The sequence below is a fragment of the Draconibacterium halophilum genome, from assembly GCF_010448835.1.
In the GTDB taxonomy this organism is placed as follows: Bacteria; Bacteroidota; Bacteroidia; order Bacteroidales; family Prolixibacteraceae; genus Draconibacterium; species Draconibacterium halophilum.
This window is the reverse complement of the sequence record NZ_CP048409.1, coordinates 1477419-1502030: the sequence shown is the minus strand read 5'-3', so window position 1 is coordinate 1502030 and position 24612 is coordinate 1477419. Positions and strand designations below refer to the sequence as shown.

The following is a 24612-nucleotide window of genomic DNA, read 5'->3' as shown; positions in this document are numbered from 1 at the left end:
TTTGTTCTTTCGAGCGTTATATGAAACAAATGTATAGATGCTTGACTAGTTTTGCTGTTAATTGAATTCAATATTTTGTTAATGAGTTGTTAACTATCGCAGGCACATAAAAAATTATGTAGCTTAGCTTTGAATAAAATCTCATGAAAGGAAAAGCACTTAAATACATTATAATGTTGGCAACTGTATCAATAGTTGGCGTATTTTTGGTGCAGTTTGCTTTTATTCGCAGTTCGTATAATCTTTCGGAAAAGCAATTTCAGGAAAGTGCCAGTGTGGCTTTAAAAGAAGTGGCATGGCAGGTAATGCTGGCCACCGGAACTACCGAAACTTTCGACAGTATTACGCCGGTTGAAGTAATATCGAACAACACCTACCTTGTAAATGTTGGTGTAGCAATCGATAAAGAACTCTTAAAACAAAACCTTACTACCCAGCTAAAACGACACGACATTTATTACGATTACGAATTTTCAATTTACAGCCCTACCCAGGAACAAATGGACGAAACCACACTTGTACATATCGACGAAAACGAAGAACCATCGGACTTCGAGTTTCCGCAAAACGAAGAATACACCAACTATTTTGGCATTCATTTCCCCAACCGGTCTTCTTACTTTTTTAATCAGCTTTCAATTTGGTATTTCTTATCTGCTTTGTTAATGCTGGTCATCTTTTTCTTTGGTTATACCTTATGGGTTATTATCCGCCAAAGGCAATTGTCCGAAATTCAGAAAAACTTCATCAACAACCTCACCCACGAATTAAAAACCCCAATCTCCTCAATCGCTCTGGCGGCAAACGTTATTAATGATGAAAAGATTCTGGAATCACCCACCCGTCTTTTCAACTACACCCACATTATACAGGAACAAACAACACGTCTGTCGAAAAATGTTGAAAAAGTACTTAACTTAGCAACGATAGAGAAAAGCCGGATCCTGCTTAATCTGGAGGAAGTAAATCTTATCAAGTTCTTAGAAGAAGCAATCGATCATTTCGGGGAATCGAAAGCCGGGCAAGGCGCAAAAGTCACGATAAATACCAAAATCAGTGAATGTACGATTCAGGCAGATCGGTTCCATTTTTCAAACCTGGTATCGAATATTCTTGAAAATGCTGCAAAATATTGCGACAAAACACCCGGGATTAAGATTAAACTTTTGCAAAAGCAGAACAGTTATGAACTTAGTTTTATCGATAACGGTATTGGCATTCCGCGAGAACACCGAAAACGAATCTTTAAAAAGTTTTACCGTGTTCCTACCGGAAATGTGCACAACGTAAAAGGGTTTGGGCTTGGGCTCGACTATGTATACAAAATTGTAAAAGCACATAACTGGAAAATTAAAGTAAACGACAATCCCAAAGGGGGAAGTATATTTAGCTTAACCATTCCAAAGTAGAATATGAACAGCAATTTATTCAGAATATTATTGGTTGAAGACGACGAAGCACTTCGTTTTATTGTAAAAGACAATTTAACGGAGCACGGCTATGATGTTGAAGTAGCTGCCGATGGAGAAATTGCACTCGAGCTTTTCGGAAAGAACAAATTCGATCTGATCGTACTCGACGTGATGCTTCCGAAAATAGATGGCTTTCAGGTAGCCGAAACCATACGAAGAACCAACGACCAGGTTCCCATTATATTCTTAACGGCCCGAAGTATGACTGAAGATAAAATTACGGGTCTTACCATTGGTGGCGACGATTATATTCCGAAACCATTTAGCATGGAAGAGCTGCTTTTAAAAATCAAGATATTTTTGAAACGAAGCCAGTCGCAACCAATAAGCAACGATTCGTCGACCATTTTAAAAATTGGGAAATTCGATTTTCATTTCGAAGACCTCTCGCTAACAATAAATGGGGAAGCACGAAACCTCACGCTGAAAGAAGCCGAACTCATCCGTTATTTTGCGCAAAATGCAAACAAAGTGCTTAGCCGCAACGAAATTCTGGAGAAGGTTTGGGGATCTGACGATTATTTTCTGGGACGCAGTCTGGATGTTTTTATTTCGCGTTTAAGGAAATATTTTAAAGCCGATTCCGCGGTAAAAATTATCAATCTGCATGGCATCGGTTTTCGCTTTTCTGTAAAAAAAGAGAAATGATGTTATCGTTCCGGGCATCACAACAAACAACACCAATGCCCAAAAGCTTTCAGCACAGATATAAAATACCGATGTTTTTAGTTTTGGATTAAATGCTTTTCTTTGTGCACATTATACCAATTGTTTTTTCAAAGTAAGCTTATAGCGAAACATTGAATTTTTAATGGTTAATACCGATAGTAAATTAATGAGTAGCCGGGAATTTAAGAGCCAAAGGCACTGTTTAATTTCCCATCGGCATAAAACATTGATTCTTAGAAATAAAGAAACAAATCCTATTTTTACACAAAAAAGTGTTTAAGTTTTTGGAAGAACTAAAAAAAGCACTATTTTTGCAGTCCGAAAATTCTGAATAGAAACAAGTAAAACTTTATAGAAATGAAACGTACATTTCAACCATCGAATAGAAAAAGAAAGAACAAACACGGGTTTAGAGAAAGAATGTCGACTGCAAATGGTCGTAAAGTAATTAAAGCCCGTAGAGCAAAAGGCAGAAAAAAACTTAGCGTCTCAGACGAGCCAAGACATAAGAGATAATTTATTTTATCTGGTTAAATTTAGTGGGAAGGTAAAGAATTCAGTTCTTTACCTTTTCGTGTTTATGCATGTTTGCAAAAAGCCTTCTTCAAGAACTGATCGCCCGGAACATTTTTTTTGAGATTTGTTTATCACCAAAATCCTTTCATCATACTTTTTTTGGCTTATTTTTGTTCTCTTAAATAAGTACCATACAAAAAATGAGTTTAGGAAAATTTATCACCAGCCGTGCTTTTGCTAAGCACCTATTAATTGCCATTGTGCTTGTGGCGCTTCTTCTTTTTATAACCTTTAAAGGTTTAAAATTATACACTAAACATGGTGTATCATACCCGGTTCCGGCTTTAACAGGCCTCAGCATAGAAGGAGCAACAGCCAGTGCCAGCGCAAATAAGCTGCGTGTGGAAGTAATCGATTCGGTTTACAACAAAAATTTCGAGCCGGGTACTGTGGTCGATCAATTGCCGTTGGCCAATTCTCACGTAAAGGAAAACCGCGTAATCCAACTTACCATAAACTCTAACGAGCCCGAAAAAGTTATCCTTCCACGATTAACTGATATTTCTTTCCGGCAGGCACAGGCACTTATTGAACGTACTGGATTGCAAGTGGGTAATATTTCCTACCAACCATCGGAATACAACGACCTGGTATTAAGTGCCACGCAGGGTTCTGTTGAGATCTATGAAGGCGACAAAATCGTTAAAGGAACTGATGTTGATCTGGAGATTGGACGGAGCCAGGGAAATATGCAGACAACTTTACCCAACCTCACCGGATTTACGATGGAAGAAGCTGAATCGACAATTACCGATGCCATGCTGAATATGGGCGCTACGATTTACGACAATACAGCCGAAACTGCCGAAGACTCGGCAAGTGCAAGAATATGGAAACAACTGCCGGATCCACAGTTTACCAAACAAATAAACCTGGGTTCATCGGTTGATATCTGGTTAACCACCGACAGCACAATTATTAACCAGGCTTACGAAAGAAATTTTTAACCAATGGTAGATTACAATCAGGAAAATGAAGAGCAGGAAGAAAACGAAATGTACGAACATTATCGTTTGTCTGTTGATCCGGGGCAATCTCCGTTGCGTATCGATAAGTTTCTTTCAAACAGGCTGGACAATGCCTCACGAAGCCGCATACAGGCTGCTGCCGATGCCGGAAACATTCGGGTAAACGGAATTCCCGTAAAACCCAATTACAAGATAAAACCCAACGAAGAGATATTGATCGTTATGGATTTCCCCCGGCGTGAGTTAAAAATCATACCCGAAGAAATTCCGTTAAACATTGTTTATGAAGACGATCAGCTAATCGTAATTAATAAACCACCGGGCCTTGTTGTACATCCCGGACATGGCAATTACACCGGTACTTTGGTAAATGCACTTGCCTGGTATTTCAAAGACCTTCCTTTGTTTAACAGCGAAGATCCACGCCCCGGCCTTGTTCACCGAATTGACAAAGACACATCGGGACTTCTGGTAGTTGCCAAAACCGAAATGGCAAAAAATAAACTGGCGTTGCAGTTTTTCGAAAAAACAACCGAGCGCCGCTACCATGCACTGGTTTGGGGAAGCGTAAAAGAAGATGAAGGGACAATAACCGGTAACATTGGGCGCAGCCTGAAAAACAGGCAGGTTTTCACCGTATTCCCTGAAAACGATTACGGGAAACATGCCGTTACACATTACAAAGTATTGCGCCGTATTGGTTATGTTTCGCTGGTTGAATGCCGCCTGGAAACGGGGCGCACACACCAGATAAGGGTACACATGAAACACTTAAACCACCCAATTTTTAACGACAGCAACTATGGTGGCGACCAGATTTTACGCGGTACCACTTTCAGCAAATACAGACAGTTTGTACAAAACTGTTTTAAAGTACTCCCCCGCCAGGCGTTGCACGCCAAAACACTAGGATTTATTCATCCAACAAGCGGAGAAAAAATGTTATTCAATTCGGAACTGCCTGAGGACATGGCTACCGGAATTGATAAATGGGAAAATTATATAGCAAACAGAAATGAGTAACAACAACAAACCCAACATAGCCGTAATTGCAGGAGGCGATTCATCGGAATTTATCGTTTCCGTAAAAAGCGGAGCCAACGTATTAAAAGCTGTCGATACGGAAAAATTTACTCCCTGGCTGGTACAAATGCGCGGGCAAAACTGGGAAGTTTTTCAGAACGAAGAAAAAATTGCCGACATTGATAAATCGGATTTTAGTTTTACCGTAAACGACGAAAAGATCAAATTTGATTTTGCTTACATCACCATTCACGGAACACCGGGCGAAGACGGGATTTTACAAGCCTACTTCGAACTACTCGATATCCCTTACTCCACCTGCAATGTTCACTCTTCGTCGCTTACTTTTAACAAATGGTTTTGCAACAATTACCTGCGCTCGCACGGCATAAAAATGGCGGGTTCACAGAAATTCAAAAAAGGAGAAAGCATTGACGCCGAAGCTATTGTTAAGGAACTTGGGTTGCCAATTTTTGTAAAACCAAATGCCGGTGGTTCAAGTTTTGGAATTACCAAAGTAAAAGAAACCAGCGAGGTAAAAGCTGCCATTGAAAAAGCCTGGCAAGAAAGTAATGAAGCACTGGTTGAGCAATTTATCGAAGGAAATGAATTCACCTGCGGAGCCGTGCGTTTAAATGACGAGAAAGTGGTATTTCCTGTTACCGAAGTGATTCCACAAAACGAATTTTTCGATTTCGAAGCGAAATACACACCGGGTGCAACACAAGAAATTACGCCTGCCCGTTTACCCGAACCTTTATTTAAAACGTGCCAGGAACTGACATCAAAGATTTACGACCTGTGCGAATGCTCGGGAATTGTGCGTATCGACTTCATTTTGCAAGGCAACGAATTCTATTTTCTGGAAGTGAATACCACGCCCGGAATGACTGCTACCAGCTTTATACCACAGCAGATTGAGGCAATGGGAAGCACGCTAAAAAGCATCATCACCCAACTAATAGAGGAAAGACTGGGCAAGTAACCTATCAACAATTGTGAATAGCGCTGGTTGATAAGAGAGCGCACAATAGCTTGCTACCGGCAAGGTAAATTTCTATTTTTGATGTCCGTTTAAACAGAAGGGGACCAGAAAAAATATTTGCACACAAAAACAACATGGCACAACGAAAAAAAACCAATCAACAACAAAATACGATAGAGCAGATTAACGCCCAATATGGTCAATTACCTCCTCAGGCAGTTGATGTAGAAGAAGCAGTGCTTGGAGCGCTTATGCTGGAGCGTGATGCGTATGTTACGGTTGCTGACACCATTGATAGCGGCAGTTTTTACAAAGAGGAGCACCGTAAAATATTTGACGCGATAAAAACCCTATCCGGTAAGGAAAAGCCTGTAGACTTGCTGATGGTAACACAGGAATTAAAAAACCGCGACCAGCTCGACGAAGTTGGCGGACCGGGATATATCACGCAGCTTACCCGCCGTGTTGCTTCTGCTGCCCATATCGAATTTCATGCGCGTATTATTGCTCAAAAATATATGCAGCGCGAGTTAATCCGCGTTTCTTCCGAAATACAGACAAAAGCATACGACGACAGCCTTGACCTTGACGACCTGATCGACTTTTCAGAGTCTGCATTATTCAAGGTGTCGGAAGGAAATATAAAAAAGGAAACCGTACCGATTAAACCTGTGCTGAACCAGGCCATTCTGCAAATTGAAGCAGCACGTAGCCGGCCTGACGGTTTAAGTGGAGTTCCCTCAGGATTTACTGCCATAGACCGGATTACCTCGGGATGGGAACGTTCTGCACTGGTTATTCTGGCAGCACGTCCGGCAATGGGAAAAACGGCATTTGTTTTATCCATGGCCCGAAATATGGCTGTTGAACACCGAAAGGGAGTGGCTATTTTTTCGCTCGAGATGTCGTCGATACAGCTGGTTAACCGTTTAATTTCCGCAGAATCGGAATTGGGTGGTGAAAAAATTAAAACCGGAAAACTGGAAGATTACGAATGGGCACAGCTAAACCAGCGTATAAAAACGCTTGACGAAGCACCTATTTTTATCGATGATACTCCTGCCCTGTCGATTTTTGAGTTCAGGGCAAAATGCCGCCGTTTGAAAATGCAGCACGACGTAGATATTATTATTGTCGATTACCTGCAGCTGATGACAGCCGGAACCGATACCCGCGGAAGCCGCGAACAGGAAGTAAGTATGATCTCGCGCTCGCTAAAAGCCATTGCCAAAGAGCTGGACGTGCCAATTATTGCCCTGTCGCAGTTGAGCCGTGCCGTTGAATCGCGCGAAGGCAAACGCCCGCAGCTATCCGACCTTCGTGAATCGGGAGCGATTGAGCAGGATGCCGATATCGTTTGTTTTATCCACCGTCCGGAATATTTTGGTATTACCGAAGACGAATCGGGGAACTCGTTACTGGGTGTTGCTGAAATTATCATCGCCAAACACCGTAACGGTGCCACTGCCGATGTTCCGTTGCGTTTCCAGAAAGAAATGGCACGTTTCTCCGATCTCGATCCGCAGTTCAATCCGGGAGACTTCTCACAGAATGTACAAACTTTTGGCTCATCGATGAATGCCGATGAAGACAAGGCTGGTGCCGGAATGACAACAAACAGTGGCTTCGACAAGCAGAATTCATCAACCAGCGATGCGCCGTTTTAAAGGAGTTAAGAATGATGAATTACGATTAACGATTTTAGATTGATGAATTATATCGACAATAAAACTCGCTGCAGCCTTCTTCTGAAATCAATATTCGTTAATCATTATTCGAATCTCAATGTGAACCAAAAACCCGTTCTGCTGTACTAATAAAAAAACAACATGCGCACGCTTATAAAAATATTTCTGTTGCCGGTAATGCTCTTTCTTTCCATGCAAGCCGGAGCTGTGTCACTGCTCATCCCCATGGACGAGTTGCAAAAAGATCACCTAAAATCGTATGGCATTGCCTATTGGGTTTTAGACGAAGACATTGAGGTGAAATGGTTGCTCAACTACCGGGGCGGCAGTTTTTTAATGCAACACTACCCCGAAATTGAAAATGAGTGCGTGATTCGTGGTGTTAGTTTCGAAGTGATAAGCGATACACAGGCTTCGGGAATATTAAACGAAATTGCACAGCCCGATGTAAACCAGGATGCCGTGGCGATGAACAAAGCCCCCAAGATTGCGGTGTACTCGCCCCCCAACAAACAACCGTGGGACGATGCGGTAACCATGGTTTTAACCTACGCCGAAATTAATTACGATATTATTTACGACGAGGAAATTCTAAACGGCGACCTGACCGATTATGACTGGCTGCACCTGCACCACGAAGATTTTACCGGGCAGTTTGGAAAATTCTGGCGCTCGTACCAGCACATGCCGTGGTACCAGCAAGAGGTGAGCATTAACAAACAGCTGGCACAAAAACTGGGTTTTATGAAGGTGTCGGAGATGAAATCATTTGTTACACGTGAGATACAGAAATACGTGCAAAACGGCGGTTTTCTGTTTGCCATGTGTGCCGCCACCGATACTTACGATATTTCGCTGGCAGCCGTGGGTGTTGATATTTGCGAGAACATGTTTGATGGCGACCCAATGGAAGCCAACGTTGATGAAAAACTCGATTTCCATAACACTTTTGCTTTCGAAAATTTTAGGCTGGAAAAGAGCCCGTATGTTTACGAGTTCTCCAATATTGATGCTACCGACCACCGGCATGTAGCCCGCGAAAACGACTACTTTACGCTGTTTGATTTTTCGGCCAAGTGGGACCCAATTCCTACCATGCTTTGCCAAAACCACCACAACCTGATTAAAGGTTTTATGGGGCAAACAACAGCATACCGCAAAGAGGTGCTAAAATCGAATGTACTGGTTTTGGGCGAGAACAAACCAGCCAATGAAGCCCGTTATATTCATGGCGAAAAAGGCAAAGGATTCTGGACTTTCTACGGTGGTCACGACCCCGAAGATTACCGCCACCTGATTGGCGATCCGCCAACCGACCTGAGCCTGCACCCTAACTCTCCGGGTTACCGGCTAATTTTAAATAATGTATTGTTCCCGGCAGCAAAGAAAAAGAAACGGAAGACGTAGTCCATTGGATGTTGTAAACCTTGAATTTAGTCTTTTACAGGACATAAACGATATGCAATGCTGTAGCTATTACCTTTTTCACATTAGTTCTAAACTAATGTTTTCCATCTGGTTTTTCTCCATGCTTTTCGTTCTTCAGTAGTAAAGAATGTCCATGCTACAATCCGACTAGATTTATTCCCGGTTCCCATGGGAATCGTTTTAATCTGATTAGCCTCAATTTCTTTTAACGATTTATAAATACCTTTTAAATTAGATTGTTTAGATACTAAAGTTGAAAACCATAAACAGTTTTCAGAGAACTTTTTACTTTCTATTACCATTTTATTAATAAACTTATATTCTCCACCATCACATATAAGTTCATTGCTAATTCCTGCAAAATTAAGTGTTGGGGTTTTTTCTTTTTTACCTGACAGGTTCTTGATTTTTCTTCGTGTTCCTTTTTGAGCATCTTCGAAAGAAGAATGAAAAGGAGGATTACATATAGAGCAATCGATTTTATCTTCACTACCTATTATTCCAGTAAAAATATTTTCCCTGTTTTTTTGTAATCTACACTCAATCTTATCATTAAGCGAGGGGTTAGAATTTACAATAGTACTAGCTGATTTTATTGATTTAGGGTCAATGTCAGAGCCAATAAATTTCCAATTATATTCTGCAACTCCAATTACAGGGTAAATACAACTAGCTCCTACACCAATATCAAAACAAGTAATTTTATTACTAATTGGTATTGTGCCAAAATTATTTTCAGCTAATAAATCCGCAATATGGTGAATGTAATCTGCTCTGCCTGGAATTGGAGGACATAAATTCTCATCAGGAAAATCCCAGTTTTTAATTCCGTAATAGTGATTTAGCAATGCTTTGTTTAGCGCTTTTACAGCAACAGGATTTGAAAAATCGATTGAATCATCGCCATACTTATTAGGCCTTACATAATTTACTAATTCAGGATTGGAAGTTATTAATGCATTTAAATCATATCTTTTCCTGTTTTTGTTTCGAGAATGTAGCCTTGTTTTTTCTTCTTGTCTTTTTTCTGATGGCATGATTTATTATGGGTTTATATATTCTATCTAAAATCCTAATTGTTATAACAGCTATGAAACTTACATTCTAATATACCACTAATCTGTACATGGCTAAAATAATTTATTTTGCTCGCCATACTTTGATGCTTTTGCTGTTTGGTATTTGTCTTCCTGACCGGTAGGCAGGCAAGAGTCGAATTCAATGTATTTGGCAATTTTGATTTTTTCGATATTAAATATAGGCGTTTTTTTATGACATTGGGAAAAACAGTTTTTTGTAATGTACTTATTACACGAAAAAAACGCTTTTGCCGCGTGTCGTTTCTACATTGCTCGAAAGACCGCTAGTTTCGGTTTGTCATCATGACATTGCTCAAAAGACCGTTAGTTTTGGTTTGTCGTTTTGACATTGCCCGAAAGACTGCTTGCCTCGGTTTGTCATCATGACATTGCCCAAAAGACCGCTAGTCTCGGTTTGTCATCATGACGTTGCCCGAAAGACCGCTAGTTTCGGTTTGTCAGCATAGCATTGCTCAAAAGGGCGCCAGCAGTGATTTTTTACTTTTAACACCGCCCCAAAGCCTGCTAGTACATGCTTTTCTATTTGCCTGTTGTTTAATACCAAATTAACCATGATATGCCGCATATAAATCGATTCTTTTTCGCTTCTGCTTCGTTGAAAAATTGTTCCGTAGCTATGCCTATGCAAAAATTTTCCGCCTCGCATAAACAAAAAATAATCTTCTATCCAATACGGCATCCCAAAGTTAAATTGGTATAAAATCCTATTCGCTGGCTTGATTTGTTATTATTGCCTCTAAAAAACATTATCCGGCAGCTATTGGGCTACAGAAATAAGCTCTTATGTTCAAAAACATATAGCCCGGGTATTGATTTTTTGTTAATCACGTCGTAAATTGCTAAAGCTAAATGCCCAGGCAATCGAAAAATAATCAACATTTATTACTGCCTCCGCAATCAGCCCAAATAAAATTTTTGTTTAATAAAAAAACCTTCAATTTATGATTGAAAAAATTATTACCTCAAGTCGAACAACCGACATTCACGGAACTACACGTTTACTTTTTAACGCCTACCAGCAATCGGGATTTACCGAGGATCGCACACTAAATACTCTGTTTACCGCTATTAACGACAGGAACACTACCCTGGGCAATGTCATCGACCAATCGAAAGCACAAAGTATTCTTGCCGGCAAGGATGATAATCGCGATGATGATGCACGTGCGGTGGGTTACCTGGTAAAAGGCTACACCTATCACCCCGACGAAACAACCCGCAATGCCGCCCTGAAAGTTGATAGGGTATTTAACAAATATGGTTTGTCGATAACCGAAGAGAGCTATGTTACCGAATCGTCGCACATTGTATCGATGCTGGGCGATTTTGCTGCCCCCGATTTGGTAGCCGCCATTGCACTGCTTCCGGGAGTTGCCGAGAACATTGCCAGCCTGCAAGCTGCTCAAGACGATTTTGAAAACACACAAACCGGCTATGCTAAAGAACTGGCCGCTGAAGACAATCTGCCAACGGCCACCGAACTGAAAAAAGAAGTGGTTGCCCTGATAAACGACGATCTGGTCGTATTTCTGCGCGCGGCCGAACGTTTCCAGGCCGAAACCTACGGCGCATTTGCTGCCACCGTTGCCAAAATTATTGCGGATAACAACGAGACCGTTCGTAAACGCTGGAATAAAGATGATGCCGAGGAATAAAACCGACTTCCCCTGCGAGGGTTTCGGGTTACAAGATAATTGAGTCATTCTGATTGGGTCGGTTTGATTTTGGGACAGTTGAACGAGGGGACGTTGCCTGGTGCGCGTCTCCTTTTTTTGCTTGTTTTTTTGCACCGTGTGGAAGCTGTTAAGGTATCGGATGGATTTTACTATTTGGCTTGATCCAAATAGTAAACACAAAACTCAAGGCTGCGCCCGCTTCACTCGGAAAAGCCCTGCCTACCGGCAGGCAGGTACGCGATGCCGTCTAAAATTCCTGAAACTTCCCGATGCTACGATCGGGACAGGCAGTCGTTCCTCCTCAAACCGGCCGGCCGGCAGGCGGGCACCAGTAATTTTTGAACGCCGACACCGCTTGTTTTCCGGCTCACCGGACGAGGCCACGCTCTGATGTAGCTGACGTTGCATCAGTGGAACGGCCTCTTTTGGTCGTTGCCCGGAGTTGAAACGAGCAAAGCAAAAACTTGCATTGTATGTAAGGCAATCATTTTGCGAGTTAAATCGAATGCCTTAAAAATTAACAATTATAATGAGATAAATGAAACCTTAGTGAGAACGGGAAGCTCCGAGTGGGCGAGGAGATCATCCGTCTGAACTTAGGTTTTATGAAAACGTAAGGGAAGAAGCAGAAGCAGCCTTGGCTCGGAAATGCCTTCCTCGTGTTTCGTCTTTGCTTCAAGTTGGAGCAAAGCAGAAATCCCGACATTTCGTCGGGGGCAAAGATGAAAGCCGCCGGCAGGCAGAAAGTTACAGTTCTTCTCTTGCTGTCTATAAAATAATCCACCGGATTTTGCGGGTGATCCCTGTTAAGCTTTAAAACTCATTCTAACCGCACCTGGAATGGGAAGACAAAAAAAGAGGTGACCCAAAGGCCACCTCTTTCCATATCGTATTAATCGTTTTTTTCGATTATTGATCCCACCAGAAACGAGAAGTATTGTTATCGGTAGAAGGAGACAATGCACTAACACCGCTGCTATAACCAGCATTGTTTAATGAAGGCTCGTTGTTAGGATAGTTATATCTTCTTGGAATCTGACCATCGTTAACTGCATCAGCAGCAGGAGTAAAAGCAGGAATACCTGTTCTTCTCCATTCCGACCATGAATCGTATCCCAGAGGGAAAAGGTCTACCCATTTTTCCTCAGCAATAACTGTAAGATCACCGGCAGTAGCCATATCCGCAATACGTGCATCAGCATAAGCAGCACCATCGCCAATTTCAACACCGTAAAGAGCAGCACCACGCTCGTATGAGCTCATGATACCAGCTTTCAGCATCTCACCAGCATCTTCGCTTGTCCAGCCACGAGCAGCAGCTTCAGCACGCTGCAGGTAGGTGTAAGCAGAAGTTAAAATTGGCAGCTGAGTTGCAGGATCGATAACAATTGTTGCAACAGGAGCGGTATTTTCAGTATCCGGATAATCTCTTAAACCGTAAGCGTGTCCCGGTACCGAAGTATTATCAGTAACATACTCAATCCTATCGTCCATCATTGTATTCGAAGTGAAACCAGTTCCTTTCAGTGCGCTGATAAATTCAGCCGCTACACCGTAGTCGGCAGGACGCATCCAGTTCCAGGGATTGGTAAATCCGTTCGGTACATCGTAAGTATACAATGCATCCTCCGAAGCACTTTCCAAAACTCCTAACGAACTGCTTAGTGCTTCAGTTACGGTAGATTGTGCCAACGAAGCGTCAGCTTTTGTTAACTGCATACCCAGGTTTACAAGGAACGAGTTGGCAAATTTCTGCCACATTTCCATATCACCACCGTAAATAACATCTCCGGTAGCACCGGCTGCCGAAGCATCGATCATATCGCGAGCTGCTTTTACATCGGCAATCATTCCGTTGTAAATGGCTTGCTGCGAATCGTAAACCGGAGTAAGAATATCGGGGTTTAATCCTTCAGAATAAGGCACATTCCCGAATAAATCGGTAACCCGTTTAAAAATAACCGATTTCCAGATCAAGGCAACAGCCATCTGGTTTTCAATCGATCCGTTTGCCAAAACAGTAGGGCTTGCCGCACTCTCAGGATCTGACAATACATTGATTACTTCCTGAACGTTTGAAAGTTCCTGAACATAGTAGTTCGACCAAGAACCTGCACCGTCGGCATACAACATTTCGTCGTTATATACATACTGAACCAGGTATTGGGTATATAAAGCCGGGGTAATACGGTAAGGTCTTCCCCTGTCGTCACCAAAATTGGTCATTGCTCCTGATAGCATGGCAGCAGTATTCACCTCCGCCGGGCCATTCACGTTTTTGTTCGTATCGCCAAAGTCGATGTTGTCACACCCGGTACCCAGCAATACAATACTTAATAATGCTATAAATATCTTTTTCATGTTTATCATCTATTAAAAGGTTAATTTAACATCGAACCCATAACTTCTGGTACCAGGTAAACCGGCATTTTCACCATAGGTTTGCGACATTTCTGATGGATCCCAGTTGTGTATATTATCTTCAGCAAGAGAGATCATCCATAAGTTTCTTCCTACAAAACCAACAGTTGCAGTTTTCAGGAAAGTACTGTTTAACCACTTTTTTGGTAAGTTTACTGAAACACTAACGTCACGCAGTTTCATGTAACTTGCATCGTGTACGTATGGTGATGCAATAGTGTTAGAGTTAAACTGGCTGAAGTAAGTGTATGAGTCTACATATTGATCGTAAGAATTTCCATCGGTATCAACACCAACAACGTGAACACCACCACCATCATCAATAGCATCGCGTACGTTATTTCCCTGGTCGTTAATTCCGGCAGTTTCTTCTAACAATCCTGAGTACTGTCCCCACATTTCAGAAAGTGAGAAAAACTTACCACCTTTTTGGAAATCGATTGATGCAGACACATTAACCAAATTCATAATAGTAAACTGGTTGAAGATACCACCTGTAAAATCGGGAAGAACTGATCCCAGGTACTGGTCGGTATCATAAGCAAAGGTTCCGGTTGCAGCATTAACTACCTGCTGACCGGTTTCTTCATCAATTCGAATAGCACGACCTCTTAACTGGCCCCATTCTTCACCTAATTTATGAACTACATATACAAAACCCCAATCATCGTTTCCACCAGGAGCGTTTATCGACTGAAGGTCGCCAGGAAGTTCTTCAACAACCGGATTACTTGTTGCAAAGTTTACACCAATATTCCATACAAAGTTATTGGTTTGAACAGGTGTCCCGTCTAATACCAACTCGATACCATCACGTTTCGATTTACCGGCATTGGTTAGGAATGAAGTTTTTCCTGTTGCTTGAGACATGGTAATTGGGATGATTTCTTTTTCACGAATTTCGTTGAAATAAGTGAAAGTTAATCCTGCTCTGTTGTTCAGGAATTTAAGATCGAAACCAAATTCCATTGAAGTGTTTATTGCAGGCTCAATAGCCGGGTCAACCAACTGGTTGTTGGTATACATCTGAGGACTTCCCAAATAAGGACTTCCAGACAATGGGTAAACCTGATTCAAGCGCATTGCTGCAAGGTCGGTACCCACCTGTGCCCAACCGGCACGCAGTTTACCGAAAGATAGAATTGAGTTATCTTCAATCAGTTCAGTAAATATGAATGAAGAACCGATAGAGGGATATCCATATCCGTTCTTCTCTTCAGGAAGTGCCGAACTCCAGTCCTGACGATACGATCCATCTAAATATAACATTTCTCTCCAACCCAGTGAGACACGAGCGTACATACTCATTACTTCTTTTTCATACTTATAAGTTTGAGCAGTTACAGGAAGTTTAGTGTTACTGTAGGTGTATACATCAGGTAATACTAAACCTTGTGTTTTACTACCAGTTGGCATATTAGCTCTGAAACGATCGTATGAGTTTGTTCTGTATGAGATACCGGCAGTACCATCAACATCAAAATCACCAAAATCGTTGGCATAGTTTACCATACCATTGTAGTTATTCTCGATCTCCATCTGTCTGGTGTTTCCAAAACCTGAGTTCCAAACATTATAAAAAGCAGGATCAGCAGCAGCTTCAATCGAGTAAGGAACTTTCCAGAATTGTTTGTAGTTGTAAATGTTTGTAGATGCATTTACTTTCACATTCAAATTCTCGTTCACATTGTATGTTGCATGAATATCACCAATTAAACGAATTCTGTCGCGTTCATTCTGATATTCTCCCAAATACCAGTATGGGTTAAACCAAAAAGCCGCTTTTTCAGTACCAAAGTAGGTGGAGTAGAAAGGTCCCCAGTAGTTCCATGATGCATGGTATCCTCCGGTTGTTTGTAAATCTTTTAACTCTCTCATTTTATCCATGTCGACGTTACGAGCAAACCATGAGTTAAAAGAACCTGTTACCTGATTTGAATAACCATCGTCGAAATCACCCTGAACATACGATTTTGAGAAGTTAAAATTAGCACCAACACTTAGCTTATCGGTTGCATCAAAATCAAATGACCCACTAATGGTATTTTTCTTATACTCCGATTCCGGAATAATACCGTTCTGATCCAGGTTCGTTAGAGATAAACGTGCAGTGTAACCATCACCCGCTCCGCTAATTGCGATTGAGTTTTTAGTGGTAACACCAGTATCGTAGAAATCCTTAATGTTATCAGGCTGTGCTACATAAGGCGTAGTTTCGCCATAGTATGGGCTTTCAGGCCACATAGCATACCACGGAGTATAAGGTTCGCCATCGAATGCAGGTCCCCAACTCTCATCAGCATATCCACTGTAGATAAAACGACGTCCATCAAAAATCGACCACTCTTCCGGATAAGCATTTCCTGCAAAACCGGCATTGTAGTCCAATGTAGTCCATTCGTCAGCACCGTCGTAACCACCACCATAAAGGTTTTGGTATTCCGGCAAGTAAGCTACTTTATCAAAAGTAGTATTGCTGTTAATTTCAACACTAATACCACCGGCTTTTGCTTTTTTGGTGGTGATCATGATTACACCATATTCAGCACGCTGACCGTAAAGTGCAGTCGCGTTAGGCCCTTTCAGTACGTTAACTGATTCAACGTCGTTCATATCAACAACGTTTGGATCGCCAACAGGAATACCGTCAACAACGTATAAAGGATCAGAGTCAGAAGTTAACGAAATAGCTCCCCTGATACGAATCTTACCTGATTGTCCAAGTTTTGAACCGGCCTGACCTACCATTTGTACACCGGCTACTTTACCAACAATAGCATTTTTAATGTTGGCATCACCTGATACGTTTAACTGCTCAGCTTTTACATCCTGTGCAGCATAAGGCAATGTTTTCTTTTCGCGGCTAATACCTAGTGCAGTTACGACCACCTCGTCGATACCAATTACATCTGATTGCATTGCTACAGAGAAACTGGTTTGCGAACCAATTTCAACTTCCTGTATACGCATCCCAATGAAGCTAAAAATTAAAGTACTGGCATCATCCGGTGCTTTTAACTCGAATCCACCATCCATGTTGGTAATAGTACCAAGGGTAGTTCCTTTCACAGATACCGAAACCCCGGGTATTGGCATATCATCCTCAGCCGAAGTAACCGTACCGGTTAATGTCTTCGTTTGAGCAAAGGCAACCAAATTACCCATGAAAAGGAGAATCGATAAAAAAATCGCAATTTTTTTCATAGAAATAATTTTAAGTTTTTAATTAAAGCGCTATAAAAATTGTATTAAGCATTCTTATTTTATTTAAAAGAAAACCGGGAGGATTTAAGTTTCTACGAAGGGTAATTGTGAGTAAATGTAGAGTGAGCACCTCCCGGCAATATCTTATTGTCAAACTCGTTGAATAGTTGTTCAAGAGTTTACTTAAGTTAATTCGATTATTTACGCTACCAATCACAGAAACAGTTATTTAATAAAACAGTAATAATATTTTGTTACAGTCGTTTTTTAAAGTCTGTTAGATCTGAAATAGCCTCTTGATTGTTAATTTTTTTAACAGTTACTCAAAATAGCACAAAATAGTCGCACTAAAAGCCGGCAACATAAAACTACTTTGGATAACAATGGTATCTAGATACAGATCTGTTTATAACAGTCAGATTGCAATCCGTTTTAAACAGATTGATTGAAAAATTGATAATTGATAAAACTTCACTTGAAAAATTTCCCCCTTCATAGAAACAATTTTAAGTAATAATTAAACAGCATTTATTTTTGTAATTTCTGAAAGGATTCCCCCAAACCCTTAACTCAGCATTACCCTATAACTAAAAAAGAACAGTATTAATGTTCTTTAACGATTACAAATATTAAAAGAAGTTTTGATTTTTTAAAGAAAGTGTAAGTTTTTTTTGCGTATTACTGACAAATAGATAACACACCACTTGGGTTTTACACATGTGACAAAAGTCACTTTTTTCACACCGCAATGAATATCAGGCATTTAAAAGTATTCATTTTAATCCTATGATCACTTTGCCAGAAGCATGATATTTGTCATGCCAGGTAAAAAAAATGCAATTACGAATATTAATCAGCTGCTCTTTAATAAACTGCTTAAAAGACCATCGTTCGGTTGCCTCAGTTACCGGTGTCAATTCTGGATAATCCAAACGTCTCCATTCCGACCAGTTCTTTAAAATACCGGGACTATCGGCACTCCAAACGTAACTCCGATAATGAATTAATGATTTTAACACCACCAATTATAATATCAACCGGCTGTTTTAAAGGATTATAATAGACGGCATCGATGCCAAAGTTAAGGGCGCCACGAATATCACTATCCCAATCGTCGCCAACCATTAAACTGTTTGTTTTTTTTGCATTGGCCGACTTTATAGCATGTTCGAATATTTGTTTCCCTGGCTTCGGGCATTTTACTTCTTCCGAAATAAATACTTTATCGAAATATGGTGCTAAACCCGAACGCTGCATTTTTCTATGTTGTACTTCTTTAAAGCCGTTGGTTATAATAAACAGCTTGACTTTTTTTTTCTTTAAAAAATCGAGCAGTTCAATGGCTCCCGGCATCAACATTTTTTGTTTTGGCATTTCATTTAGGTAGAAGGTATTCATTTTATCCGGATCCACACCGTTTAACTTAAAAGCCTTTAAAGTAAGTAGAAATCGTTGTCGCGTAAGATCCTTTTTCGCTATTTCCTTCATACGATAAGCCGCCCAAAGTTTAGCATTATGCTCAGTGTAAACGTCAAAAAAGTGCTCAAACACCACCCCTTTAAGTTCCAGGTTAAAATGAGAAAAAGTTAACTCCATCGCCAACTTAGAGTTCGTTTTAAAATCCCACAAGGTATTGTCTAAATCGAAAAATATGTGTGTATATTTTTTCTTCATACCTATAAAAACAAGGGGCACAAATTTGTTTGCACCCATTATTTATTTTGCTCTTCCTTCCACCACAATAACAATTTCTCCTTTCGGAGGATGTGCCGTATAGTATTCTGCAAGTTCTGTAACTGTTCCCCGCTTCACTTCTTCAAACATTTTACTGAGCTCGCGGCAAACACATGCTTTTCGTTCGGGGCCAAAAAATTCGGCAAATTGCCCCAACGCTTTTACCAAGCGGTATGGCGATTCGTAAAAAACCATAGTTCGAGGCTCCTCAGCTAATATTTTCAGACGCGTTTGTCGGCCTTTTTTTTGCGGCAAAAAACCTTCGAAGACAAACTTTTCGGTAGGCAAACCCGACACTGCCAAAGCCGGAATTAACGCGGTTGGCCCGGGCAAACATTCCACTGTTATATCTTTTTCAACACAAGCTCTCACCAATAAAAACCCAGGATCGGAAATGGCCGGCGTACCAGCATCAGAAATTAAAGCCACAGTATTCCCTTGCTCTATTTTTGAAACAATTGAACTGCTGGTTTTATGCTCGTTAAACTTGTGATGCGCAAAAAGCTTCTTTTCAATTTCAAGGTGCTTTAAAAGCTTTGACGATACCCGTGTATCTTCGGCCAAAATAATATCGGCCTCTTTCAAAACCTCAACTGCCCGCAAGGTGATATCCCGCAGATTACCAATAGGTGTTGGAACCAATATTAATCTTGCTTCGTTATCCATTTGGGAATCGGCGTTTTACAAGGTTTACAAATTTCAGGCTGGTTTCGTTCTTTTTCCATTTAAAGTTTTCCTGCAAATAAGCAACTGCCTGTTGTATATCGTCAAGTTTATCAATATCGACAACTGTTTTTGCAAAAGATTCGGCACTACCGTTAAACAGTTCGCGGATGTATTGATAGCGGTCGTTTATTCCAATTGCAGCCTGAATACTTTTTACCGGACTATTCGAGATTTTATATTCCAGCTTTTTATCATCGTTGCCACTAAGCAAATCGTTAACTGATTTATCTTTTATAAGACGATCGCCAATCCGGTTATTTGCCACACTCGATTCTGGTTCTTCTTCTGATTCTCTTTCTTTTTTTGGTTCTTCTTCATTAACAGGCTCTTCTTCAACTTCTGGTTCTTCCTGTTTGAGTTCTTCTACTTCCGCATCAGCTATCTGCTCCACATCTTCTTTTTCATCGATACCTGTTTCTTTTTCCGATGAAGAATCCTCGACAATTTCAGCTTCTTTTTGAGGCGCTACCGGTGCTTCTTTTTCGGCAACGGGTTCCGGCTTACTTTCTTCTTGTTTTAACTTTTCTTCAAAATCCGACAAAGCGGCTAAACTTTCCTGTTCTTTATCCGAAAGTGGAGCTTGTGGCTCAATGGTTTCCTTCACTTTCGTGGCAACTGGTTCTTCGGCTACTTTTGTTACAACAGGCTCCGTTACAACCATTCTTTTCGCAGGCCCATCTTTTTCACTCAATAACTGAATAATGTGTTTTGCCCCGCTAAAACGAGTGCGGATAAATTCCATTTCCAGTTCATCAAATCCTTCGGTGCCCTTTTCGGCAAACAGTTCTTCTATCTCAGAAATATCTTTAAACAGAAATTTAAATAAGGTTTTATTGTCCATTCATCCAAGCTTTTAACGCGATGTTGGTAAATTAATCGTGCTTCACAGTGCCCAAAAAAGGCTGTAAATTTTATTTTTGTAAAAGTAGTAAATAAAAATACCCTGTAAGAAAACTTCTTACCAAAAAGAGTAACGATAAATGTTTATTGAAAGAGATGTAAACGGCCATAAAAAAGTTGGCACCATTGAAGTTGTTGCCGGATCAATGTTTTCAGGGAAAACCGAAGAATTGATCAGACGGTTAAAACGTGCCAAAATTGCCAAACAAAAGGTGGAAATTTACAAACCGATGGTTGACATACGTTACTCGGAAACGGAGGTGGTTTCGCACGATGAAAATGCCATCCACTCTACTCCGGTTGAGAACTCGGCCAATATTCTTTTGCTGGCCGGCGAAGTTGACGTAATTGGAATTGACGAAGCCCAGTTTTTTGATAAAGGTCTGATTAACGTGGTAACCCAGTTGGCGAACATGGGGATTCGCGTTATTGTTGCCGGCCTCGACATGGACTTTAAAGGCGCACCTTTTGGACCGATTCCCGGACTAATGGCTGTTGCCGACTACATTACCAAAGTGCACGCTATTTGTGTTCGATGCGGAAGTATCGCACAATTCTCTCATCGTCTCTCGGAAAAAGAACAGGTGGTTCTGCTGGGCGAAAAAGACATTTACGAACCACTTTGCCGAAGCTGTTACAACAAAGCACATAAAGAATAATGATCAACCTGACGGCAAAACAAATATGTGCCGTAGTAAATGGTGAGCTTTTCGCTTCCTCATCGTTTCAGGATTTTACTGTTTCAGAAGTTATTACCGACAGCCGGACTTTCTTTGGCGGACAAAACGTTGCTTTTTTTGCTTTAACCGGCCCTGTTTTTAACGGACACAACTACATTGCACAACTTCGCAAAAAAGGCGTGCAACTTTTTATCATTTCCGATAAGAATTTTATTGATGATAAGGCCAACTATATCTTAGTAAAAGACACCGGTCTGGCATTACAGCAACTTGCAACTTATAACCGAAATCAGTTTTCACAGCCCGTTATTGGAATTACCGGAAGCAACGGAAAAACAATTGTTAAAGAATGGTTGTACGATCTGCTTTCGGCTGAATTAAAAATTGTACGAAGCCCGAAGAGTTACAACTCACAGGTAGGCGTTCCTTTATCGGCATTACTGTTGGATGCACAATACGAACTTGCCCTATTAGAAGCAGGAATTTCAGAGCCGGGAGAAATGCAAAAGCTTGCCCCCATTGTTCAACCCAATATTGGTATTCTATCTAACATTGGCGATGCGCACCAGGAGAATTTCCAATCGAAGAAAGAAAAACTAAACGAGAAACTTCAGCTTTTTGTTGATGCAAAAAAACTAGTATTTTGCCTCGATCGTCCCTATTCAAAACCAATTGCAAAATTCTGTTTGGGAAACAATATTGAGCCAATAAACTGGTCGTTTGAAAACGACGAGGCAACTATTCAATTTAAAAGCAAAGCAGCGGCAAACCATACAAAAATTGAAGCAAAAACCAGAAATAAAAGCTACTCCTTTCAAATTCCATTTACCGACGAATCAGCACTGGAAAATGCCTGCCATTGTTTTGCTACAATAGTTGCACTGGAGAAAATTCCGGATGTGTTTTTGGAAAGATTTAGCAAGCTGGAACCAATTGCTATGCGCCTTGAAATTAAACAGGGTATTAACAACTGTTTGCTCATTAACGATTATTACAATTCTGATTTGAACTCGCTGGGCATTGCGTTGTCGGTACTAAAACAACAAGCTGCCCAAAGCCATTTGCACAAGCATGTAATCTTATCCGATATTCATCAAACAGGTATTGAAACGGCAGAATTGTATTCAAAAGTAAACCAGCTTTTGCAGGAATGGGGAATTAACAAACTCACCGGAATTGGCGAAGCGCTGTACAAACACCAATATATTTTTCAGATGGAAAGCGAATTTTATTCAGACCGTAACGAGTTTGAAAAACATTTTATTCGCAGCAACTATTCATCATCAGCAATTTTGTTAAAAGGAGCACGGCAATTTGCGTTTGAGCAGATATCAGCACTATTGCAACAAAAGGCACATCAAACGGTACTCGAAATTAATTTGAATGCGCTGATACATAATCTAAATTCTTTTCGAAAACTGCTGCGCCCGGAAACAAAAATTATGGTAATGGTGAAGGCTTTTTCGTATGGAAATGGCGATGTTGAGATTGCACGACTCTTACAACATCAAAATGTAGATTACCTGGCAGTTGCTGTGGCCGACGAAGGGGTTCAGCTGCGTAATGCAGGCATTACCATTCCAATTGTTGTAATGAATCCTGAACACGATAGCTTTCAAAATATTATCGATTTTAATCTGGAACCCAATATTTACAGCACACAACTTTTACATCAATTTGCAAAGGTTGTTGCAGAGTTCGGGTTATGCAACTTCCCCATTCACGTAAAAATTGATACGGGCATGAACCGGCTTGGTCTGAAAACGGAAAAAGAAATTGATGAGTTGATCTCGTTCGTAAAAAGCAACAAGCATTTAAAAATACAGTCGGTTTTTTCACACCTCGCCGGAAGCGACGATCCGGAGCTGGATGATTTTACGCATGAACAGTTTACAAGATTTGCACATTTATCCAAACAAATTGAGACAGCTTTTGATTATAAAGTAGACAAGCATATTCTTAACTCGGCAGGAATTGAACGATTTACCGATCATCAAATGGATATGGTTCGACTAGGTATTGGACTTTACGGCATTTCGCAAACCGGATTACAGCTACAACAAATCAGCACGCTGAAGACCACAGTCTCGCAAGTTAAAACTGTTAATGCAGGCGAAACCGTTGGATACAACCGTAAAGGAAAAACTAGGCAACAAAGCCGGGTAGCCGTCGTGCCAATGGGTTATGCCGACGGGATTAACCGAAGATTAGGCAATGGCTTGGGCAGTGCTTTTGTGAACGGACAAGAAGCAAGGATGATCGGAAATATATGTATGGATATGCTGATGCTCGACGTTACCAACCTGAAAGTTAGCCCGGGAGACAAGGTTGAAATTTTTGGGCCAGATATTTCTATTTCAAAGTTGGCTCAACTACTCGAAACGATTCCTTATGAAATCCTAACAGGCATTTCGCAACGCGTTAAACGTGTATATTTGCAGGAATAAATGTAAGGTTGTATAAAAAGTCGAAAAGAACGTCATTCTAAATTCATTTCAGAATCTGCTAACAGATCACTAACAATATAAGATCCTGAAACAAGTTCAGGATGACGAAACAAGGACTATTGCAATAGCCTCATCTCCGAATACTTTTGTTGAAACGATTAACCTAATTTACTGATGCGCTCCAGGCGGATGGCATCCAAAATCCGAATCTTTCTGCCATCGATAGCAATTACTTTTTCGCTGGCAAAAGTTGATAGTGTACGAATGGCATTTGATGTAGTCATATTCGACAAATTGGCAATATCCTCGCGCGACAGGAATGCCTTTAAAGTTGTGCCATCATTTTCGAAACCGTATTTATCTTTCAGTAAAATCAGCGATTCGGCCAACCGACCACGAATATGCTTTTGTGTTAAAGTAACCGTTCGGGCATTGGAGAAACCGAGTTCTTTCGAGAGTTTACTAATTATACGGAACGAAAAATCGGAGTTTTTTAAGGCACGATTAAAAATAAAGTCAGGGTCGATAGTACAAACAAGCGATTCTTCAAGCGTAACTGCCGAACCATTGTGAGTTTCGTCGGCAAGTAGGGCGCGATAACCAATCAGCCCCAAAGGTTTGGTCATGCGAATTATCTGCTCTCTTCCTCCTACACCTTCTTTAAAAATCTTAACCTTGCCATCAATCAGTACCAAAAACCCATTGGGTTTATCTCCTTCTTTGTAAATAAATTCATTTTTCTTGTACTGCGAAAGAGAAATATGATGTTGCAGATCGTCTTTATCTTCCTGCCCCAACAAATAAAATATTGATTTCTGATTATCAACCAGATCCCTAAGTCCAATATCTGAATTTAACATATACCCGTCTGTATGTTTTACAGCATCAAAGCTAAAAAAATTGTTAAATTTGATT

Annotated in this window: 18 protein-coding genes; 11 read left to right on the top strand and 7 right to left on the bottom strand. The window is 40.7% G+C overall.

Annotation, left to right across the window (positions count from 1 at the left end; genetic code table 11):
- Nucleotides 1–143 precede the first annotated feature (143 nt).
- From G0Q07_RS06030 to G0Q07_RS05995, 8 genes are all read left to right on the top strand, one after another.
- Nucleotides 144–1409, top strand: coding sequence for a sensor histidine kinase (locus G0Q07_RS06030; RefSeq protein ID WP_163345237.1), 1266 nt, complete (start codon nucleotides 144–146; stop codon nucleotides 1407–1409).
- 3 nt (nucleotides 1410–1412) lie between these two features.
- Entirely contained in the window at nucleotides 1413–2120 is a 708-nt protein-coding gene (locus G0Q07_RS06025; protein ID WP_163345236.1) for a response regulator transcription factor, read from the top strand.
- 378 nt (nucleotides 2121–2498) lie between these two features.
- Nucleotides 2499–2657, top strand: a complete 159-nt coding sequence (gene rpmH / locus G0Q07_RS06020) for a 50S ribosomal protein L34 (protein WP_163345235.1) — start codon at nucleotides 2499–2501, stop codon at nucleotides 2655–2657.
- Nucleotides 2658–2857: 200 nt separating this feature from the next.
- A complete protein-coding gene (locus G0Q07_RS06015; RefSeq protein WP_163345234.1) occupies nucleotides 2858–3664 on the top strand; it encodes a PASTA domain-containing protein in 807 nt (268 codons plus the stop codon).
- Nucleotides 3665–3667: 3 nt separating this feature from the next.
- On the top strand, nucleotides 3668–4708 hold the full coding sequence (locus G0Q07_RS06010; RefSeq protein WP_163345233.1) for an RluA family pseudouridine synthase: 1041 nt from the start codon (nucleotides 3668–3670) through the stop codon (nucleotides 4706–4708).
- Nucleotides 4701–5693, top strand: coding sequence for a D-alanine--D-alanine ligase (locus G0Q07_RS06005; protein WP_163345232.1), 993 nt, complete (start codon nucleotides 4701–4703; stop codon nucleotides 5691–5693). Before G0Q07_RS06010 ends, G0Q07_RS06005 begins: the two co-directional genes overlap by 8 nt.
- Before the next feature lie 134 nt (nucleotides 5694–5827).
- Complete coding sequence (gene dnaB, locus G0Q07_RS06000; protein WP_163345231.1) at nucleotides 5828–7360, top strand: replicative DNA helicase; 1533 nt, start codon at nucleotides 5828–5830, stop codon at nucleotides 7358–7360.
- Nucleotides 7361–7522: 162 nt separating this feature from the next.
- Nucleotides 7523–8788, top strand: a complete 1266-nt coding sequence (locus tag G0Q07_RS05995) for an asparagine synthetase B (RefSeq protein WP_163345230.1) — start codon at nucleotides 7523–7525, stop codon at nucleotides 8786–8788.
- An 89-nt stretch (nucleotides 8789–8877) separates the two neighbouring features.
- Here G0Q07_RS05995 and rlmF read toward each other — a convergent pair whose 3' ends face one another.
- Entirely contained in the window at nucleotides 8878–9846 is a 969-nt protein-coding gene (gene rlmF, locus G0Q07_RS05990) for a 23S rRNA (adenine(1618)-N(6))-methyltransferase RlmF (protein WP_163345229.1), read from the bottom strand.
- 1004 nt (nucleotides 9847–10850) lie between these two features.
- On the opposite strand from rlmF, the gene G0Q07_RS05985 reads away from it, so the two are divergent.
- Nucleotides 10851–11564 carry a DUF6261 family protein gene (locus tag G0Q07_RS05985; protein ID WP_163345228.1) on the top strand — a complete coding sequence of 238 codons (714 nt, stop codon included), beginning with the start codon at nucleotides 10851–10853 and terminating at the stop codon, nucleotides 11562–11564.
- Between the two features lie 930 nt (nucleotides 11565–12494).
- Here the strand turns inward: G0Q07_RS05985 and G0Q07_RS05980 are convergent.
- From G0Q07_RS05980 to G0Q07_RS05960, 5 genes are all read right to left on the bottom strand, one after another.
- Complete coding sequence (locus tag G0Q07_RS05980) at nucleotides 12495–13946, bottom strand: SusD/RagB family nutrient-binding outer membrane lipoprotein (RefSeq protein WP_163345227.1); 1452 nt, start codon at nucleotides 13944–13946, stop codon at nucleotides 12495–12497.
- A gap of 12 nt (nucleotides 13947–13958) precedes the next feature.
- Nucleotides 13959–17210, bottom strand: a complete 3252-nt coding sequence (locus tag G0Q07_RS05975; RefSeq protein WP_163345226.1) for a SusC/RagA family TonB-linked outer membrane protein — start codon at nucleotides 17208–17210, stop codon at nucleotides 13959–13961.
- 969 nt (nucleotides 17211–18179) lie between these two features.
- Entirely contained in the window at nucleotides 18180–18884 is a 705-nt protein-coding gene (locus G0Q07_RS05970; RefSeq protein ID WP_163345225.1) for a YjjG family noncanonical pyrimidine nucleotidase, read from the bottom strand.
- Between the two features lie 42 nt (nucleotides 18885–18926).
- Nucleotides 18927–19610: a 16S rRNA (cytidine(1402)-2'-O)-methyltransferase gene (rsmI, locus tag G0Q07_RS05965; RefSeq protein ID WP_163345224.1), complete on the bottom strand. Its 684-nt coding sequence runs from the start codon at nucleotides 19608–19610 to the stop codon at nucleotides 18927–18929.
- A complete protein-coding gene (locus tag G0Q07_RS05960) occupies nucleotides 19603–20511 on the bottom strand; it encodes a hypothetical protein (protein ID WP_163345223.1) in 909 nt (302 codons plus the stop codon). The genes rsmI and G0Q07_RS05960 overlap by 8 nt, the downstream gene beginning before the upstream one ends.
- 139 nt (nucleotides 20512–20650) lie before the next feature.
- On the opposite strand from G0Q07_RS05960, the gene G0Q07_RS05955 reads away from it, so the two are divergent.
- On the top strand, nucleotides 20651–21229 hold the full coding sequence (locus tag G0Q07_RS05955; protein ID WP_163345222.1) for a thymidine kinase: 579 nt from the start codon (nucleotides 20651–20653) through the stop codon (nucleotides 21227–21229).
- Entirely contained in the window at nucleotides 21229–23697 is a 2469-nt protein-coding gene (locus G0Q07_RS05950; RefSeq protein WP_163345221.1) for a bifunctional UDP-N-acetylmuramoyl-tripeptide:D-alanyl-D-alanine ligase/alanine racemase, read from the top strand. The genes G0Q07_RS05955 and G0Q07_RS05950 overlap by 1 nt, the downstream gene beginning before the upstream one ends.
- 158 nt (nucleotides 23698–23855) lie before the next feature.
- Here the strand turns inward: G0Q07_RS05950 and G0Q07_RS05945 are convergent, their stop codons facing one another.
- Nucleotides 23856–24557: a Crp/Fnr family transcriptional regulator gene (locus G0Q07_RS05945; protein WP_163345220.1), complete on the bottom strand. Its 702-nt coding sequence runs from the start codon at nucleotides 24555–24557 to the stop codon at nucleotides 23856–23858.
- Between the last annotated feature and the right edge of the window lie 55 nt (nucleotides 24558–24612).

What these genes read in the sequence shown, in the direction of transcription:
- G0Q07_RS06030 (WP_163345237.1), top strand. Translation starts at nt 144, where the DNA reads ATGAAAGGAAAAGCACTTAAATACATTATAATGTTGGCAACTGTATCA.
- G0Q07_RS06025 (WP_163345236.1), top strand. Translation starts at nt 1,413, where the DNA reads ATGAACAGCAATTTATTCAGAATATTATTGGTTGAAGACGACGAAGCA.
- rpmH (WP_163345235.1), top strand. Translation starts at nt 2,499, where the DNA reads ATGAAACGTACATTTCAACCATCGAATAGAAAAAGAAAGAACAAACAC.
- G0Q07_RS06015 (WP_163345234.1), top strand. Translation starts at nt 2,858, where the DNA reads ATGAGTTTAGGAAAATTTATCACCAGCCGTGCTTTTGCTAAGCACCTA.
- G0Q07_RS06010 (WP_163345233.1), top strand. Translation starts at nt 3,668, where the DNA reads ATGGTAGATTACAATCAGGAAAATGAAGAGCAGGAAGAAAACGAAATG.
- G0Q07_RS06005 (WP_163345232.1), top strand. Translation starts at nt 4,701, where the DNA reads ATGAGTAACAACAACAAACCCAACATAGCCGTAATTGCAGGAGGCGAT.
- dnaB (WP_163345231.1), top strand. Translation starts at nt 5,828, where the DNA reads ATGGCACAACGAAAAAAAACCAATCAACAACAAAATACGATAGAGCAG.
- G0Q07_RS05995 (WP_163345230.1), top strand. Translation starts at nt 7,523, where the DNA reads ATGCGCACGCTTATAAAAATATTTCTGTTGCCGGTAATGCTCTTTCTT.
- rlmF (WP_163345229.1), bottom strand. Translation starts at nt 9,846, where the DNA reads ATGCCATCAGAAAAAAGACAAGAAGAAAAAACAAGGCTACATTCTCGA.
- G0Q07_RS05985 (WP_163345228.1), top strand. Translation starts at nt 10,851, where the DNA reads ATGATTGAAAAAATTATTACCTCAAGTCGAACAACCGACATTCACGGA.
- G0Q07_RS05980 (WP_163345227.1), bottom strand. Translation starts at nt 13,946, where the DNA reads ATGAAAAAGATATTTATAGCATTATTAAGTATTGTATTGCTGGGTACC.
- G0Q07_RS05975 (WP_163345226.1), bottom strand. Translation starts at nt 17,210, where the DNA reads ATGAAAAAAATTGCGATTTTTTTATCGATTCTCCTTTTCATGGGTAAT.
- G0Q07_RS05970 (WP_163345225.1), bottom strand. Translation starts at nt 18,884, where the DNA reads ATGAAGAAAAAATATACACACATATTTTTCGATTTAGACAATACCTTG.
- rsmI (WP_163345224.1), bottom strand. Translation starts at nt 19,610, where the DNA reads ATGGATAACGAAGCAAGATTAATATTGGTTCCAACACCTATTGGTAAT.
- G0Q07_RS05960 (WP_163345223.1), bottom strand. Translation starts at nt 20,511, where the DNA reads ATGGACAATAAAACCTTATTTAAATTTCTGTTTAAAGATATTTCTGAG.
- G0Q07_RS05955 (WP_163345222.1), top strand. Translation starts at nt 20,651, where the DNA reads ATGTTTATTGAAAGAGATGTAAACGGCCATAAAAAAGTTGGCACCATT.
- G0Q07_RS05950 (WP_163345221.1), top strand. Translation starts at nt 21,229, where the DNA reads ATGATCAACCTGACGGCAAAACAAATATGTGCCGTAGTAAATGGTGAG.
- G0Q07_RS05945 (WP_163345220.1), bottom strand. Translation starts at nt 24,557, where the DNA reads ATGTTAAATTCAGATATTGGACTTAGGGATCTGGTTGATAATCAGAAA.